This is a genomic window from Bacillus nakamurai (genome assembly GCF_001584325.1).
In the GTDB taxonomy this organism is placed as follows: Bacteria; Bacillota; Bacilli; order Bacillales; family Bacillaceae; genus Bacillus; species Bacillus nakamurai.
The window spans coordinates 1-16,682 of record NZ_LSAZ01000035.1 but is presented as its reverse complement, the minus strand read 5'-3'; the positions used below and the strand labels follow the sequence as shown (position 1 = coordinate 16,682).

Annotated in this window: 17 protein-coding genes, 1 tRNA gene, 1 other RNA gene and 1 other annotated feature; of the genes, 6 read left to right on the top strand and 13 right to left on the bottom strand. The window is 44.2% G+C overall.

Annotation, left to right across the window (positions count from 1 at the left end; translation table 11 throughout):
* Positions 1 to 168: 168 nt before the first annotated feature.
* The 7 genes from AXI59_RS15085 to tadA all read right to left on the bottom strand — a co-directional run bounded on the left by AXI59_RS15085 (position 169) and on the right by tadA (position 4,360).
* Entirely contained in the window at positions 169 to 432 is a 264-nt protein-coding gene (locus AXI59_RS15085; protein ID WP_061522425.1) for a pro-sigmaK processing inhibitor BofA family protein, read from the bottom strand.
* Positions 433 to 493: 61 nt separating this feature from the next.
* The gene (locus tag AXI59_RS15080; protein WP_061522424.1) at positions 494 to 718 is read right to left on the bottom strand and encodes a YaaL family protein; all 225 of its coding nucleotides are present in this window, start codon (positions 716 to 718) and stop codon (positions 494 to 496) included.
* An 18-nt stretch (positions 719 to 736) separates the two neighbouring features.
* Positions 737 to 1,333, bottom strand: a complete 597-nt coding sequence (recR, locus tag AXI59_RS15075) for a recombination protein RecR (protein WP_007615147.1) — start codon at positions 1,331 to 1,333, stop codon at positions 737 to 739.
* A gap of 14 nt (positions 1,334 to 1,347) precedes the next feature.
* A complete protein-coding gene (locus tag AXI59_RS15070; protein ID WP_061522423.1) occupies positions 1,348 to 1,671 on the bottom strand; it encodes a YbaB/EbfC family nucleoid-associated protein in 324 nt (107 codons plus the stop codon).
* A gap of 24 nt (positions 1,672 to 1,695) precedes the next feature.
* Positions 1,696 to 3,387: a DNA polymerase III subunit gamma/tau gene (gene dnaX / locus AXI59_RS15065; RefSeq protein WP_061528625.1), complete on the bottom strand. Its 1,692-nt coding sequence runs from the start codon at positions 3,385 to 3,387 to the stop codon at positions 1,696 to 1,698.
* Between the two features lie 138 nt (positions 3,388 to 3,525).
* Positions 3,526 to 3,790, bottom strand: an RNA gene (gene ffs, locus AXI59_RS15060) — signal recognition particle sRNA large type.
* Positions 3,791 to 3,874: 84 nt separating this feature from the next.
* Entirely contained in the window at positions 3,875 to 4,360 is a 486-nt protein-coding gene (gene tadA / locus AXI59_RS15055; RefSeq protein ID WP_061528624.1) for a tRNA adenosine(34) deaminase TadA, read from the bottom strand.
* Between the two features lie 82 nt (positions 4,361 to 4,442).
* Between tadA and AXI59_RS15050 the strand changes: the two genes are divergently transcribed.
* From AXI59_RS15050 to dck, 4 genes are all read left to right on the top strand, one after another.
* Entirely contained in the window at positions 4,443 to 4,994 is a 552-nt protein-coding gene (locus tag AXI59_RS15050; RefSeq protein WP_061522420.1) for a cysteine hydrolase family protein, read from the top strand.
* A 59-nt stretch (positions 4,995 to 5,053) separates the two neighbouring features.
* Positions 5,054 to 6,349 carry a LysM peptidoglycan-binding domain-containing protein gene (locus tag AXI59_RS15045; RefSeq protein WP_205632587.1) on the top strand — a complete coding sequence of 432 codons (1,296 nt, stop codon included), beginning with the start codon at positions 5,054 to 5,056 and terminating at the stop codon, positions 6,347 to 6,349.
* Between the two features lie 99 nt (positions 6,350 to 6,448).
* Positions 6,449 to 7,072, top strand: a complete 624-nt coding sequence (dgk, locus tag AXI59_RS15040; protein ID WP_061528622.1) for a deoxyguanosine kinase — start codon at positions 6,449 to 6,451, stop codon at positions 7,070 to 7,072.
* A complete protein-coding gene (gene dck, locus AXI59_RS15035) occupies positions 7,069 to 7,716 on the top strand; it encodes a deoxyadenosine/deoxycytidine kinase (protein ID WP_061522417.1) in 648 nt (215 codons plus the stop codon). Before dgk ends, dck begins: the two co-directional genes overlap by 4 nt.
* A 141-nt stretch (positions 7,717 to 7,857) precedes the next feature.
* Here the strand turns inward: dck and AXI59_RS15030 are convergent.
* A tRNA-Ser gene (locus AXI59_RS15030) sits at positions 7,858 to 7,950 on the bottom strand.
* Between the two features lie 217 nt (positions 7,951 to 8,167).
* Here AXI59_RS15030 and AXI59_RS15025 point away from each other — a divergent pair.
* Positions 8,168 to 9,313 carry a glycerate kinase gene (locus AXI59_RS15025; RefSeq protein ID WP_061528621.1) on the top strand — a complete coding sequence of 382 codons (1,146 nt, stop codon included), beginning with the start codon at positions 8,168 to 8,170 and terminating at the stop codon, positions 9,311 to 9,313.
* A gap of 10 nt (positions 9,314 to 9,323) precedes the next feature.
* Here the strand turns inward: AXI59_RS15025 and serS are convergent, their stop codons facing one another.
* The 5 genes from serS to guaB all read right to left on the bottom strand — a co-directional run bounded on the left by serS (position 9,324) and on the right by guaB (position 15,558).
* A complete protein-coding gene (gene serS, locus AXI59_RS15020) occupies positions 9,324 to 10,601 on the bottom strand; it encodes a serine--tRNA ligase (RefSeq protein ID WP_061528620.1) in 1,278 nt (425 codons plus the stop codon).
* A 54-nt stretch (positions 10,602 to 10,655) separates the two neighbouring features.
* Positions 10,656 to 10,868 (bottom strand) — a binding site (T-box leader).
* A 52-nt stretch (positions 10,869 to 10,920) separates the two neighbouring features.
* A complete protein-coding gene (gene pdxT, locus AXI59_RS15015; protein WP_061528619.1) occupies positions 10,921 to 11,511 on the bottom strand; it encodes a pyridoxal 5'-phosphate synthase glutaminase subunit PdxT in 591 nt (196 codons plus the stop codon).
* 21 nt (positions 11,512 to 11,532) lie between these two features.
* Complete coding sequence (pdxS, locus tag AXI59_RS15010; RefSeq protein ID WP_061522413.1) at positions 11,533 to 12,417, bottom strand: pyridoxal 5'-phosphate synthase lyase subunit PdxS; 885 nt, start codon at positions 12,415 to 12,417, stop codon at positions 11,533 to 11,535.
* A 196-nt stretch (positions 12,418 to 12,613) separates the two neighbouring features.
* Complete coding sequence (gene dacA, locus AXI59_RS15005) at positions 12,614 to 13,945, bottom strand: D-alanyl-D-alanine carboxypeptidase (RefSeq protein ID WP_082791794.1); 1,332 nt, start codon at positions 13,943 to 13,945, stop codon at positions 12,614 to 12,616.
* Positions 13,946 to 14,091: 146 nt separating this feature from the next.
* Positions 14,092 to 15,558 (bottom strand): IMP dehydrogenase, encoded by a 1,467-nt coding sequence (guaB, locus tag AXI59_RS15000; protein ID WP_061522411.1) that lies wholly within the window; start codon positions 15,556 to 15,558, stop codon positions 14,092 to 14,094.
* A gap of 120 nt (positions 15,559 to 15,678) precedes the next feature.
* Here guaB and AXI59_RS14995 point away from each other — a divergent pair, with 120 nt between their 5' ends.
* Positions 15,679 to 16,629: a YaaC family protein gene (locus tag AXI59_RS14995; RefSeq protein WP_061528626.1), complete on the top strand. Its 951-nt coding sequence runs from the start codon at positions 15,679 to 15,681 to the stop codon at positions 16,627 to 16,629.
* Positions 16,630 to 16,682: the final 53 nt, after the last annotated feature.

The following is a 16,682-nucleotide window of genomic DNA, read 5'->3' as shown; positions in this document are numbered from 1 at the left end:
TTTCAAAGAACTTTGTCCGCCGCTCTTAAAGCGACTTTATTATCTTAACACATTATCGCCATTGCGTCAACAACTTTTTTTGAAATCTTTTTTGATATTTCAATTCGTCATCAGCGACGTATATTAGAATACCATCCTCAATTCATAATGTCAACAAGAACTGACAAATTAAATAATGAAGCGTTTAATTACGATTAGTGCGGCAATTCCGGGTATCCCCAGGATTCCGCTGATTCCCGTTGTAATCGGATTGACAGGGATATGAATCCCCAGGCTGCTGCCGAACAAATTTACACCGACCAAAAGCAATGCGCCCGCTATAAACTTAACTGCAGTCACACCAATCCACTTTAACGGTTTTGAAGATAACCCCCATAAAAAAAGCAAAACAACCAAACCGACTATAATACCAATAACGAAAAAAGGCTCCATGAATCTTCCCCCTTCACTTGTTTAGTACAAGCTTATGAGAAGATTCAGGAGAATAGACCTCTTACTTCCACCTGCTCATTTTTAACTTCCGCTGCTTCGCTTCCTTTAAATAAAAAAAGTACTTCGATTCAGCGACTTTCAGTTCAAACAATACTTCGGCAGAAGGCTCGAGGCTTTTATCGACCAGATTCTTTTGTCTGTTCCATTCTTCTTTCTGTTTAAAGAGCTGTTCGATCAGCTTCTCGTCAAACTCTTTTCTTAATGTATTTCTGCGAAGAAAACCCATGCCTCACCATTTCCTCCCTTACAATTCACGTCTTCCTTCAAGAGCTTTTGAAAGAGTGACCTCATCAGCATATTCCAAATCACCGCCGACGGGCAGACCGTGGGCAATACGGGAGAGCTTGATGCCAGACGGCTTTAACAGCCTCGATATATACATCGCCGTTGCTTCCCCTTCTATATTAGGGTTGGTTGCGAGAATGACTTCTGTCACTTGGTCATCCTGAAGCCGTTTCAGCAGTTCCGGTATTTTAATATCCTCCGGGCCGATGCCGTCCATAGGAGAAATCGCGCCGTGGAGAACGTGATACTGGCCGTTGTATTCCTTCATTTTCTCCATCGCAATGACATCTTTAGGATCCTGCACTACACAAATGACAGACTTATCTCTTCTTGTATCCTCACATATATAACAAGGATCCTGATCTGTAATATGACCGCAAATCGAGCAATATGTCAGATTCCGCTTCGCATTAACAAGCGCTTTTGCGAAATCTAATACTACGTCTTCTTTCATACCTAGAACAAAAAAAGCCAGACGAACCGCTGTTTTCGGTCCGATCCCTGGCAATTTCATAAAGCTGTCAATCAGCTTTGATATTGGTTCAGGATACTGCATGTTTATTTATCCCCCTAGAATAAACCCGGTAAGTTCATTCCTTTTGTAAATTGGCCCATTGTCTCGTTCGTCATGTCGTCCACTTTTTTAAGGGCGTCGTTTGTTGCGGCAAGAACCAGATCCTGAAGCATTTCGATATCCTCCGGATCAACGACTTCTTCCTTAATGGCAACGTCTACGACTTCTTTTTGGCCGTTAACTTTAACAGTCACCATTCCGCCCCCCGCTGTTCCTTCGAGCACTTTTTCAGCTAGCTCTTCCTGAGCCTTTGCCATATCCTTTTGCATCTTTTGCATTTGCTTCATCATTTTTTGCATATTTCCCATTCCGCCACGCATATAAAATCACTCTCTTTCCTATCATTAGTCTTTTATTTCAATTAAATCCGCTCCGACAAGTTTTTTTGCCTCTGCAATCAGCGGATCTTCTTCAGCCGGTTCGTTTGATCCTTCACTCTCCTGCTGATGATCATTTAAAAATTCTTCTCTTATTTTACCCCATTGTGCTTCCGGAACGCCAATCAAATCCATTCTTTTGCCGAGCATCGATTCAAGAATTTGTTCAAGATTTGTACGGACTCCGTTATTATCCTCGGCAACCATTTTGCAATGAATCTCATATTTAAATTTAAGCACAAATGCCTTTTGGGCGGCGGCCACAGGTTCACTATCATTTAATAGAGCCGCGTGAGACACCTTGTTCTGCTGTTTCAGATGAGCCAGCAGCTTGCCCCAGATGCTTTTGAGCTGTTCAAGATCAGGTCTTGTGGCTTCCTTCAATATCTCATGTATTCTTCCCACAGGCGCTTTATAATTGCTTTTTCCGCCCTTTTGCGGACGCGGGGCTTCTTTTTGCGGACTTTCCGCTTGGACTGTTACACCGGATGTTTTCAGCCTTTCCACTTCCTGCTCAAGCTGCTGAATTTTATCCATCAGCATGCTGATCTCCGGAAGCTCTGCCGCAGACTGCTGTGCCGTTTGGCAAATCTTTACGACCGCGACTTCAAAAAAGATTCTCGGGTGATTCGTCCACTTCATTTCCTGGTGGCTTTTGTTCAGGATATCGATCATTTCATATAAAGCTTGAGCCGGTATTTGTTCGCTCAGCGTCCGGAACGTTTCATCGACCTTCACCTTCTCCAGAACGCCCTCTAAACCGGGGGCAGCCTGGTACAGGAGCATATCCCTGAAGTAAAAGATCATGTCTTCGATCAGCTTGGCTGCATCTTTACCTTGCTGAAGCAATTCGTTCAATGTTTCCAAAGCCTCGGAAACCTGTTTGCTATGAAGCGACGATGCCAGTTTACCAATATAATGCTGGGAAACGGCGCCGGTAATGAGCAGCGCATCATCCACTAGCAGCTCGTCGCCGCTGAATGACACGGCTTGATCGAGCAGACTCAGCGCGTCCCTCATTCCTCCATCCGCAGCACTTGCGATGATATCAAGGGCGCCTTCTTCCACCTTTAGCTGCTCTGCCTCGACGATTGTTTTCATTCGTCCGACGATCGCTTGGGATGTAATACGTTTGAAGTCAAAACGCTGACATCTGGAGATAATGGTTAAAGGAATCTTATGAGGTTCAGTCGTAGCTAATATAAAAATGCAATGCGCCGGAGGTTCTTCCAGCGTTTTTAGAAGCGCGTTGAATGCACCGATAGAGAGCATATGCACCTCATCTATAATATATACCTTGTAGGTGACGGCTGACGGGGCGAATTTCACTTTATCGCGGATGTCGCGGATTTCGTCTACGCCGTTATTCGACGCCGCATCTATTTCAATCACATCTGATATGGAGCCGTTTGTGATTCCCCTGCATGCCGCGCACTCGTTGCACGGTTCTTCCACGGGGGCATGCTCACAGTTGACTGCTTTCGCAAATATTTTAGCTGCACTGGTTTTTCCCGTTCCTCTTGGTCCAGAAAACAGATATGCATGAGAAAACTTCTTTTGCAAAAGGGCATTTTGCAGCGTTTTCGTAATGTGTTCCTGTCCGACCACATCTTCAAACTGCTGAGGCCTAAATACTCGATATAAAGCTTGGTAACCCACAGGATGCGCCCTCCTCTGTTATTCATCATGTTTATTATACATGAACGGGCTTTTAACGCCAAAACCCGTTTTTACTTGAAATACGAAAAAACTCACCTGCCATAAAACAGGTGAGTCTGAAATTTGATGATTGATTTACCGTGCACCTTCTGTCGATTCGCTACCCTAAGCGTTACTTAAGCAGTTAGCTCGGCCCAGGCGACCCTGCGGCACATGAGAGGTTTCACTTAATGCTGCTTCCTTCCGGACCTGACATGGTTCATGAATTCCCATTGCGCAGGACCCAGACGTCAACGCCACTTACTTAAGGCAGGCCCTAAAGTAAACGAACCTCGAGAAGGGATTCGGCCCCGCTAGAGCGGATTGCGGGTACAGGGCACCGCTACCTCCCCGCTTAGCACGGCAAAATAAATATCAAATTTTGTATGCGCACCATTTCATGATGCACACATAAGTATATCTGCTTCAGGCAGAAAATGCAACCGTGCTACTCAGACAACTTTTTCCTTGTTTCTTTTTTCTGCCGGCGCAGCTTTCTGAAAAAAGCGCTGAGCATCTCCCCGCACTCTTCTTCGAGCACACCGCTCACGACTTCCGCCTGGTGATTGAACCGTTCTTCCTGAAGGAGATTCATTAACGTGCCTGTACAGCCGCCCTTCGGATCAAAAGCGCCAAATACGACTTTATCAACCCTGGAAAGCACGACGGCTCCCGCGCACATCGGACACGGCTCTAAGGTGACATAAAGAACGGCATCCTCAAGTCTCCACGTTCCCAGTTTCCGGCATGCTTCATCAATGGCAAGCATTTCTGCATGGGCGAGTGCGCGCTGTTCCGTCTCCCGCAGATTGTGTGCCCGTGCCACGATTTCATCGTGCAAAACAAGTACGGCGCCGATCGGCACTTCGCCTTTTGCCTCTGCTTTTTTCGCTTCTTTTATGGCTTCTCTCATATAATATTCATCGTTCATCATCGGTCCAAGCTCTCTTCTTAAGTTTTTTCATGCCTCATAAAGGTTAATATAGGAATATCCCAACAGAAAGGAGTTTGCGATATTGTCTAAGCCCAACAACACAGCCCTTCTGATTGTCGATATGATTAATAACTTTCAATTTGATATGGGTGAACACCTTGCTGAAAAAACAAAACAAATTGTCCCCCGTATTTTATCATTAAAGAAGCATGCAAAACAAAACAACTGGCCGATTATTTATATTAATGATCATTACGGTCTTTGGAAGGCTGACATAGACGCCATACGAAAAGAGTGTAAAAATGAAATAAGCTCGGACATTATAGACAGCATTTCACCTCAGAAAGAAGATTATTTTTTAATTAAACCGAAGCATTCCGCTTTTTACGAAACAGCGCTCCACACCCTTCTGACCGAATTACAAGTGACCCGATTAATCATTACGGGCATCGCCGGAAACATTTGCGTGCTTTTCACCGCAAATGATGCTTATATGAGAGAATACAGCATTATGATTCCTAAAGACTGTACCGCCTCTAATAACGATGAAGATAATGATTTCGCATTGACCATGATGGAAAGTGTCCTCTTTGCAGAAATCACTACTGAAAAACAAATTACTTCTGAAAAGTAAACATGAACACCCTCCTTTTTTCATACATTTGATAGCGGATATGAAAGGAGGCGTTTTTCATTCAGACGTATGTAGTGAAACGAGGCGACACACTTTCTGCTATCGCGGCGCGTTATCGAACAACCGTAAATGAAATCACGGAAGCAAATAAATTACCGAACGCCAATACATTGGTTGTCGGACAAACCATTGTCATACCGATCGCGGGACAATATTATGAAGTCAGACAAGGAGATACCCTCGCCTCAATCGCCGGCCGGTTTCATATATCAGCGGCAGAGCTGGCGAGGGTAAACGGAATTCAAATCAACACAGCATTACAAATCGGCACCCGTCTTTATATTCCGCCGCAGACCAATAAGCCGGATATCGAATCAAACGCATATATAGAGCCGCGCGGAACGAGCGTAAGCGCTAATCTGCAGCAGGCGGCAAGAGAAGCATCACCTTATTTAACCTACCTCGGGGCATTCAGTTTCCAAGTGCAGCGGAACGGCACCTTAAAGGAACCGCCTTTGACCAATTTGAAAACCATTGCCGACAGGAATAATACCACGCTGATGATGATCGTCACAAATCTCGAAAATGACGCATTCAGTGATGAGCTCGGGCGAATCATATTGACCGACGAGACAGTCAAAAGGAAGCTCCTCCAAGGAATAGTCGCCACAGCCAAAAAGTACGGCTTTCGCGATATTCATTTTGACTTCGAATATTTACGCCCTCAGGACAAAGAAGCTTACAATCAGTTTTTACGTGAGGCGAGAACGATTTTCCATAGGGAAGGCTGGCTGATTTCAACCGCACTCGCCCCGAAAACAAGCGCCACTCAAGCGGGCAAGTGGTATGAAGCCCACGATTATAAGGCGCACGGCGAAATTGTCGACTTCGTTGTGATTATGACGTATGAATGGGGATATAGCGGCGGGCCTGCTCAAGCAGTTTCACCGATCGGTCCGGTAAGGAATGTCATTGAGTACGCTTTGACTGAAATGCCCTCCCGAAAAATCGTTATGGGGCAGAACTTGTACGGATACGATTGGACGCTTCCTTTTAAGCAGGGAACAACAGCAAAAGCCGTCAGTCCTCAGCAGGCAATCGCCCTTGCCGCCAGATACAAGGTTGACATTGAATATAATGAAACCGCTCAAGCTCCATTTTTCCGATATACTGATGCAAATAACAAACGGCATGAAGTTTGGTTTGAAGACGCCCGTTCTATTCAAGCAAAATTCAATTTGATTAAGGAACTGCATTTAAGAGGCATCAGCTATTGGAAACTCGGCCTCTCCTTCCCGCAAAACTGGCTCTTACTCGGAGATCAATTCCATATTGTTAAACAGACGTTTCGTTAAACCGGAAGCGTCTTTTTTTCATGGGGCAATCTGAGAGTGTGATACAATATATAGGTCGGCTACTGACGGATGTTTGCAGAATTAAGGAGGATATTTCCAATGAACAAAGCCCCTTTTATTGCGGTAGAAGGTCCTATCGGGGCAGGGAAAACGACACTCGCTTCCATGCTTTCACAAGAGCTTGGTTTCCCTATGATTAATGAAATTGTGGAGGACAATCCTTATCTTGATAAGTTTTATGACAATATCGAGGAATGGAGCTTCCAGCTCGAAATGTTTTTTCTCTGTCACAGGTATAAACAACTTGAAGACACAGATCGTGATTATTTTAAAAAAGGACAGCCCGTTCTGTCTGATTATCATATTTATAAAAATGTTATTTTTGCTGAGCGTACATTACACGGGCAGCAGCTTGAGAAATATAAGCAGATTTATCATCTGCTGACAGATGACCTGCCAAAGCCGAATATCATTATTTACATAAAGGCCAGCCTGCCGACCTTGCTGCACCGCATCGAAAAGCGCGGGCGCCCCTTTGAGAGAAAAATAGAAAAGAAATATTTGGAGCAGCTCATTACAGATTACGACACAGCCATCAGAGAGCTTCAGCAAAGAGACCCGGATTTAACTGTCCTGACGATAGATGGAGATCATGAAGATTTTGTTATGAACAAGACAGATTTTGAAAGAATTGCCCGTCAGGTAAAGGAGCTTATAAAATGAAAGACATTCAAATCCCAAACAATGCAATTATTACAGTAGCGGGAACGGTAGGAGTGGGAAAGTCCACTTTAACCAAAGCCTTAGCAAAACGCCTCGGTTTTAAAACCTCTCTTGAAGAGGTGGAGGAAAACCCCTATTTAGAAAAGTTTTATCACGACTTTGAGCGCTGGAGTTTTCATTTACAAATTTATTTCTTGGCCGAACGGTTCAAGGAGCAGAAAAATATGTTTGAATCCGGCGGCGGCTTTGTACAGGATCGTTCTATTTATGAAGATACAGGCATCTTCGCAAAAATGCATGCCGATAAAGGAACGATGTCTTTAACAGACTACAAAACGTACACAAGCCTTTTTGAGGCGATGGTGATGACGCCTTACTTCCCGCATCCGGATGTGCTGATTTATTTAGAAGGCGACCTTGAAAACATTTTAAACCGGATCGAAAAACGAGGCCGCGAGATGGAATTACAGACAAACCGATCCTACTGGGAAGAGATGTATACACGATATGAAAACTGGATCAGCGGTTTTAATGCCTGCCCTGTCCTCAAGGTGCGCATTGAGGATTATGACCTGATAGCCGATGAACAATCACTTGAACCTCTGATTGAAAAAATCAGTAAAACAATTAATGAAAGCAGATAGAAGTAAAAGATATAAAAGCGATTTTCCCAAATAGAGAAAATCGCTTTTTTGCATTTAAACATAAAAAATCCGCTGCATCAGATGCAGCGGACAAAACAATCTCCAATATATGCTCGAGTTTCATTAGGTTTAAAATCAATATGGCGGAGGAAGAGGGATTCGAACCCCCGCGGGCTTTGACACCCCTGTCGGTTTTCAAGACCGATCCCTTCAGCCGGACTTGGGTATTCCTCCGTATCGACATTTAATAATATACCACATGACCTAAATTTCAGTCAAGCGCATTTTAATATTTTTTTGATTCTTTTTTTAAACCTTTTTCTTTGCATCTCCTTTGCTTATCATACAAAAGACTTTCACCCGCTTCAACCCATGATTATATTAGCAGGAAAACAATACACGGAACAAGAATAGGTTCAATAGATAACCTGCACAAAAGGTGGGAAACACGATGAAAATAATCATTGCACCAGATTCCTTTAAAGAAAGCATGACATCAAAAGAAGCCGCTGACATTATCGAAAAAGGCTTTAGAGCCATTTTTCCGGATTCGGACTATACAAAAATACCCGTTGCTGACGGCGGAGAAGGCACGGTTCAGTCTCTGGTTGATGCGACTGGCGGAAGGATCATCGAAAAAACGGTAACCGGGCCGCTGGGAACGCCGGTGAGCGCCATATACGGGCTCCTCGGAGACGGACGCACGGCGGTTATCGAAATGGCTGAAGCTTCCGGGCTTCACCTCGTTCCCCGCCATCTGAGAAATCCATTAAAAACAACGACAAGAGGGACTGGAGAACTTATTGCAGATGCCGTCTCTCATGGCGTAACTGAGATTATCATCGGTCTCGGAGGAAGTGCAACAAATGACGGCGGAACCGGAATGGCGAGCGCGCTGGGCGTTCGCTTTTTAAATGACGATGGTCAGGAAATAGCGGATGGCGGCGGCTCGCTGCACCATTTGGCTTCTATTGATACGAGCGGCATCTCCCCTGATATTCAGCGCATCAAGGTGCGGGCGGCATGCGATGTAGAAACCCCCCTGACGGGAGAGAACGGCGCTTCATTTGTATTTGGTCCGCAAAAAGGAGCATCTGAGGAGACAAAGCTTCTATTAGATCAGAATTTACAGCATTTCGCCAGTGTACTGAAACACCGGCTCGGCATAGAAGCAGACAAAGTAAAAGGCGCCGGGGCCGCGGGAGGTTTAGGAGCAGGGCTCATTGCTTTCTTACATGCTGAGCTGAAAAGCGGAATTGAGATTATTTTAGATACCCTGTCCTTTTCCGATCAGATAAGAGGTGCAGATCTTGTCATCACCGGGGAAGGACAGATTGACGGGCAAACGGTTTTCGGCAAGACTCCTGCTGGAATTGCTAAATGCGCTGCCGCTCAAGGAATTCCGGTTATCGCGTTAGCAGGTTCCTTGGGAAAAGGCTTTGAAAATGTATATTCAGAAGGAATCACAGCTGCATTTTCTATTGTATCAGGCGCTGTGAGTCTTGAAGAAGCCTTAGCGTCCGGCCGCTTTAACCTGGAAAGCACCGCCCGAAACATTGCCGCATTATATCGAACAGCAAAAAAGGCGCGCCTCTAGGGCGCACCTTTTATGGTTTAATGACTTCTTTATTTCCCATATAAGGACGAAGCACTTTCGGAATGATAACACTTCCGTCCTCTTGCTGATAGTTTTCTAAAATGGCGGCTACTGTTCTGCCGACGGCCAGGCCTGAGCCGTTTAATGTATGCACATGCTCCGGCTTGCCTTTCGCTTCGCGTCTGAAACGGATATTTGCGCGTCTTGCCTGGAAGTCTTCAAAGTTGCTGCAAGATGAGATTTCCCGATATGTGTCTTGGCTTGGAATCCATACTTCAATATCATACTTTTTCGCAGCCGTGAAGCCTAGATCACCAGTACACATGCTCATGACCCGATACGGCAGTTCTAACAGCTGCAGCACCCGTTCCGCTTGATTAGTCAGACTTTCAAGCTCTGCATAAGAATCTTCCGGCTTAACGAATTTCACAAGCTCAACTTTGTTAAATTGATGCTGGCGAATCAATCCGCGTGTATCACGTCCCGCAGATCCGGCCTCTGAACGGAAGCACGCACTGAATGCAGCATAATTAATCGGAAGATCGTCACCAGACAAAATTTCATCGCGATGCATGTTTGTAATCGGCACTTCCGCCGTGGGAATCAAGAAATAATCCTCTTCTCTGATTTTAAAAGCATCCTCTTCAAATTTCGGAAGCTGTCCTGTTCCGGTCATGCTTGTGCGATTAACCATGTAAGGAGGAATCACTTCCGTGTAGTGATATTCATCAACATGAAGATCAAGCATAAAGTTGTAAAGCGCGCGTTCAAGGCGGGCGCCTAATCCTTTATAAAACACAAACCGGCTGCCTGTTACTTTTGAGGCGCGTTCAAAATCAAGAATATTTAAATGATCCGCGATATCCCAATGCGGTTTTGGCTCATATGAAAATGCGGGAGCCTCTCCCCATTTGCGAACTTCAATGTTATCGTCTTCCGTCTCTCCGACAGGCACAGAATCGTGCGGGATGTTCGGAATAGAAAGAAGAATGGTTTCAAGCGTAGATTCAACCGTGCGAAGCTCTTCATCAAGTTTTTTAATTTCTTCGCCCACTTCACGCATTTCCTTAATAATGTGATCAGCATCTTTTTTCTCACGCTTCAGCACAGCGACCTGCTGAGACACTTCATTGCGCTTTCCTTTTAGCTCTTCAACTTTTCCGATAAGCTCTCTTCTTTTTTCATCAAGCTCTTCAAACTTATCAAAATCAGATAAGTCTTCGCCTTTAGGGATGAGCTTCGCTTTTACTTCTTGAAAGTTGGCTCTCAGCACCTTCGTATCAATCATGTAAAACACTCCTATCTGTTTTCATCGAAAATAAAAAAGAGCCCTCATCCCCATAAAAGGGACGAGAGCTCTCGCGTTGCCACCCTGATTGAAAACAAGCACACACCTGTTTCCCGCTTTAACACATAACGGTTTTCCCGTAAATGCCTACTTGTTTTCAGCATTTCGCTCAAGGACGGATTCGGACAGCATCTTTCACCGATTCGCACCACCCATCGGCTCTCTTGGAAAGAGGGGCTCCCTACTGCTTCCTGTCAACGCTTTTCGATCTTTATTTGTGTTTATAATGTACTATAAGTATTCGCGGTTTTCAACTGTTTTATACAGCGGCTTCCCGCTTATGCTTTTCAACCATTTGCACAAACAGCTCTGTCACTCGGTGGTCATCTGTCAACTCCGGATGGAATGAGCAGCCAAGGAAATTCCCCTGCTTTGCAGCCACAATGCGCCCGTTATGTTCGCTGAGCACTTCTACGTTTTCCCCTGCTTCTAAAATATGAGGCGCACGGATAAAAACGCCTGTGAACGGCTCAGCAAGGCCTTTGATCGTTAAATCAGCCTCAAAGCTGTCGACCTGGCGGCCAAAGGAATTTCGTTCGACAACAACGTTTAGCAGCCCCAAATGAGCATTGTCTGTTCCAGCTATTTCCTTGGCTAATATAATTAATCCGGCACATGTGCCAAACATCGGCTTACCTTGAGCTGCAAACTCACGGAGCGGCTCCATGAAATGATACGTATCAATCAAGCGGCTCATTGTCGTGCTTTCTCCGCCCGGCAAGATTAATCCGTCAATGTCTTTCAGCTGTTCGGGGCGCTTAATGACAACACCTTTTGAACCACATGCTTCAATTGAACGAATATGCTCTCTAACTGCTCCTTGAAGTCCAAGTACACCAATTGTTAACATGCTTCCAGCTCTCCTATGTTCTTACCAGCCGCGCTCTTGCATACGCTGTTCTGGAAGTAGATTTGAGATTTCGATCCCTTTCATTGCTGTACCGAGTTCTTTTGAAAGCTCAGCAATCAGCTTGTAATCTGTGTAGTGAGTCGTTGCTTCAACAATCGCTTTAGCAAATTTAGCAGGGTTGTCCGATTTGAAAATTCCGGAACCGACAAATACGCCGTCAGCGCCAAGCTGCATCATCAATGCCGCGTCTGCAGGAGTCGCAACACCGCCGGCAGCAAAGTTTACGACAGGCAATTTGCCGTCACGTTTGATTTGAAGAAGCAGCTCATAAGGAGCGCCGAGGTTTTTCGCTTCGGTCATAAGCTCGTCATCGCTCATCACAGCAACTTTGCGCACTTGTGCGTTTACTTTTCTCATATGACGCACTGCTTCGACGATGTTTCCAGTTCCCGGTTCGCCTTTCGTACGAAGCATAGAAGCTCCTTCAGCGATACGGCGCGTTGCTTCGCCGAGATCACGGCATCCGCATACGAATGGAACTGTGTACTCGTTTTTATTTAAATGAAATTCTTCATCAGCAGGAGTCAGAACTTCACTTTCATCAATATAATCCACACCCATTGCTTCAAGGACACGCGCTTCTACGATATGCCCGATACGCGCTTTTGCCATTACAGGAATTGATACAGCATTCATTACTTCTTCAACGATAGTAGGATCAGCCATGCGGGCTACTCCGCCAGCTGCGCGAATATCAGCCGGAACGCGTTCTAATGCCATAACGGCAACGGCTCCTGCCTCTTCCGCAATCTTCGCTTGTTCAGCATTTACAACGTCCATGATGACGCCGCCCTTTTGCATTTCTGCCATTCCGCGTTTTACACGGTCAGTACCTGTTTGAGCCATTTTTTGGTCCCCCTAGTCAATGTATAGTTAGATAATGTCTATCTCTTATTGTATCCCAGAAATTCAATATTTCATATGGATATTATTATTTTATAGTGATATGGAAGAGATAGATATCATTTTTTTACTAATAATTTGGTTTTTTCAGTATATTAAGCAAAAGAGCCCTAACTTTCATCAGAGCTCTTTCTTATTCTTAGAACCAGCCTGTTACTGTGTCAACAGCGCTTCCCCAAATACCTGAGAAGAAACCGCCAATGCTGCGCATCATCTGAACAAACCAGTTTGCTTTATCTACGTCATTTTTTGTTACAAGATTCACACTGAACTCTTTTGATTTCAGGAAACCGTAGTCTTTATCGCTGCCAGTATATCTAACTGTCAGCGTTCCGACTTTTGTCCCTTTTTTCACAGGAGCCGTGATTTCTTTTTTATCTAATGCCACTTCAGCTTTATAGTTCTTTTCATCCCCGCTTTTGACAGGAATAGATAACGCCTTATCAGTGACAATGTCTACTTGCTTATCTTTCCCTTTAGCAACATCAATTGTTTCATGGCCCTTTACTTGAGAGCCTTCAGAGTAAAGATCTTTCATTTTGAAATTACTGTTAAATGCATAATCAAGCATCTTTTTCGTTTCATCAAAACGTCCTGTATGCATGTTGCCTTTTGCGTTTAATACAACAGTGATGACCCGCATGCCGTTTCGCTGTGCCGTGCTTGTAAAACAAGAACCCGCTGAATCAGTAGAACCTGTTTTCAATCCGTCTACACCCGGGTATTCAGAAACAAGGCCTTTCAGCATGAAGTTCCAGTTCGGCATGTCCATTTCATCGTCAGTGCCTGCTCTGAATTTCGTCTTAGCCATGCTTGTTGTTTTCAGCACTTCCGGGTAATCAGTGATCAGACGATCTGCAAGAAGAGCCATGTCTTTAGCAGAAACTTCACTTTCTTCTTTGACGCCTTCACCTTGCGGCTGTTTACCGTGAAGATCTTCGTTTACCAGCCCGGTAGCATTTTTAAAATCGTAATTTGTCAAACCTAATTCTTTCGCTTTCGCGTTCATTTCTGCAACAAATTTCGTCTCAGTACCGGCAAGAATTTCGGCAACTGCGATCGCTGCTCCGTTGGCAGAGTAAATCGCCATAGCCTGATACAGTTCTTTGACTGTGTATTTGCCGTCTTTACGAAGAGGGACGTTTGATAAGCTGTTGTCTTGAGAAATCTCATAGACGTAATCATCCGGAGTATACGTTTGATCCCATTTCACTTTTCCCTCTTTAATGGCTTCCAGAAGCAGATATTCAGTCATCATTTTTGTCATGCTGGCAATCGGTAATCTTTTGTCTGCATTTTTACTGTATAAAATTTTCCCCGATGAAGCCTCAATCATTATCGCAGCTGATGCGTTGACATCAATAGGGTCATTGCTGGCTGCTTCCGCCTTTGACATTGGAACAAAGCAAGTTGCAGCCAGTGCCAATACCAGTAATGACACCAACAGCTGTTTCCATTTCGTGATGTTCAATCTTACGACCTCCGTCATTCATTTTCTATCTATAATTAAGCCGTGAAGGACATATTCAAAACACAACAGTATAAATTTTATCACACTCGATATAAAAAAAATAGACAGAGTCAGCGACCCTGTCAAATGTTTTTAATTTGTAACAATTATGAGATTGTGTAGTTTGGTGATTCTTTCGTAATTTGCACATCGTGCGGATGGCTTTCGCGAAGTCCGGCTCCTGTCATACGAATGAATTGAGCTTCTTCTCTTAAAGCGCGCAAGTCCTTTGAACCGCAATATCCCATACCTGAACGAAGACCGCCGACAAGCTGATACACTGTTTCTTCTACAGGACCTTTGTACGGAGTCCGTCCTTCGATACCTTCAGGGACGAATTTCTTATTTTCTTCTTGGAAATATCGGTCTTTACTGCCTTTTTCCATTGCTGCCACAGAACCCATACCGCGATATACTTTAAATCTTCTGCCTTGGTAGATTTCAGTCTCACCCGGGCTTTCTGATGTACCGGCGAGCAGGCTTCCCAGCATAACGGCATGTCCGCCGGATGCTAATGCTTTTGTAATGTCGCCTGAGTATTTAATGCCGCCGTCGGCAATGATTGTTGCGCCATGCTTTCTTGCTTCTGTAGCACAATCATAAATTGCTGTGATTTGCGGTACGCCGACACCTGCAACGACGCGTGTTGTACAGATAGAACCAGGTCCGATTCCCACTTTTACTATATTCGCTCCGGCCTCGATCAAAGCTTTTGTTGCTTCAGCCGTAGCGACGTTGCCTGCGATAATGTTCAGTTCCGGATATGTTTCACGGATCTTCGCAACAGTGTTCAGTACACCGCGGGAGTGGCCGTGAGCCGTATCAACGACAATCACGTCGACGTTCGCTTCAACAAGCTTGCTGACACGTGTCATTGTGTCACCCGTTACACCTACTGCAGCACCGACGATAAGCCGTCCATGTACGTCTTTAGATGAATTCGGAAATTCAATGACCTTTTCAATATCTTTGATTGTGATAAGGCCTTTTAATTTATTTTCGTCATCCACTAGCGGAAGTTTTTCAATTTTATGCTTTTGCAAGATTTTTTCTGCTTGGTCTAATGTGGTTCCTACAGGCGCCGTAACCAGCTCTTCTTTTGTCATGACATCACTGATTTTCATTGAATAATCAGAGATAAAACGAAGATCACGGTTTGTAATGATTCCGACAAGCTTTTGATCATCTTTATTATCTACGATCGGAACACCGGAAATTCTGTATTTCCCCATCAAATGCTCCGCATCGAATACTTGGTGATCAGGAGTTAAAAAGAAGGGATTTGTAATAACGCCCCGTTCAGAACGTTTGACTTTATCGACATGTTCAGCCTGTTGTTCGATGGACATGTTTTTGTGAATAATGCCCAGGCCTCCCTGTCTGGCCATTGCAATCGCCATTGCTGATTCTGTTACTGTATCCATTCCCGCACTGATGACAGGAATATTAAGCTTTAACGTTTTTGTCAGTTCAACCGATAAATCCACATCACGCGGAAGTACGTCTGATTGAGCCGGTACAAGAAGTACATCGTCGAACGTTAAGCCTTCTTTTGAAAATTTACTTTCCCACATTAGTAAATCCCCCTCTTTTCGGCAAAATATTATATGTAGATTATCAACTAGCAAACAGCATGTCAAGGAAGCGGTAAAGAGTTGAAATATTTAGATAACAGAAAGGGATTAAAAATACATATGAGAGATCTTGAGTGGAAAGAGTTAGCGTTATTTTATTCTGTAGAATCCTCCCAGAAATTTCTAGATAAAGTCTATACAAAAAGAGGGATTGAGGAGCCAAAACGATATGCCTTTAAAAACAGTGAACGGTTTATCTTCTTTATCAAACACGCTGAGTCTTTTTATAAGCAGGCGTCTCTTTCTCCTTTAGAAATAAAGCCGATTCTGCTATTTTACGGAATGTCACAATTACTAAAGGCCTGTCTCATCACAACTGATCCCAGCTACCCCAGCCACGCCTCGGTGCTTGCGCATGGCGTAACAGCCCGGAAACGAAAGAAGCAAAATTACTGTTTCCGGGAAGATGAGGTAAAAGTTCAGCGCAACGGTTTATGTATTCATGTGATGAAGAAATTATTCGGAATGTCCGGTCTCGAAGAGGAAAGATATACGATGAAAAAACTGTTAACGGCTATACCTGAGCTGCGTTCTGTTTTTTATTTTCAAGAGAGAAAGCATTGGATCACCAAAGTAGAGCTGAATGACAATCTCATTTCCGTGCCTGAGCCTGCAGTGATTCATTACAACATGTCTGACTCTCGTTTTGCTGAATATATGAATCATCATCTGAATTGGTCTTTTCTAAAGAAGGACAAGAACAGATTGATTTTTCATATTGATCAAAAAGACAGCCAACCTTGGTCGTCTCCTAATTTGCTATATCATTTAGAAAAAAACGAATATTATATCCCAGCTCAGCGTGATCAGTTTCTGCATCTTCCAGAAATCATTATACATTATTTGGTTTTATACAATGTAGGAATGATTGCGAGATATGAAACAGAGTGGTGGTATGAACTGCTGACACAGCATGTCAGTGATGATTATGTCATCATCCGGCAGTTTCTCGAGGTAACGGAGCGGAAATTCCCTTATTACGTTTTCAATTTTCTAGAACAATTTTTATAAACAAAAAAGGCAGCTCGCAATGAGCTGCCTTTACGATTGCTTGGCGGCGTCCT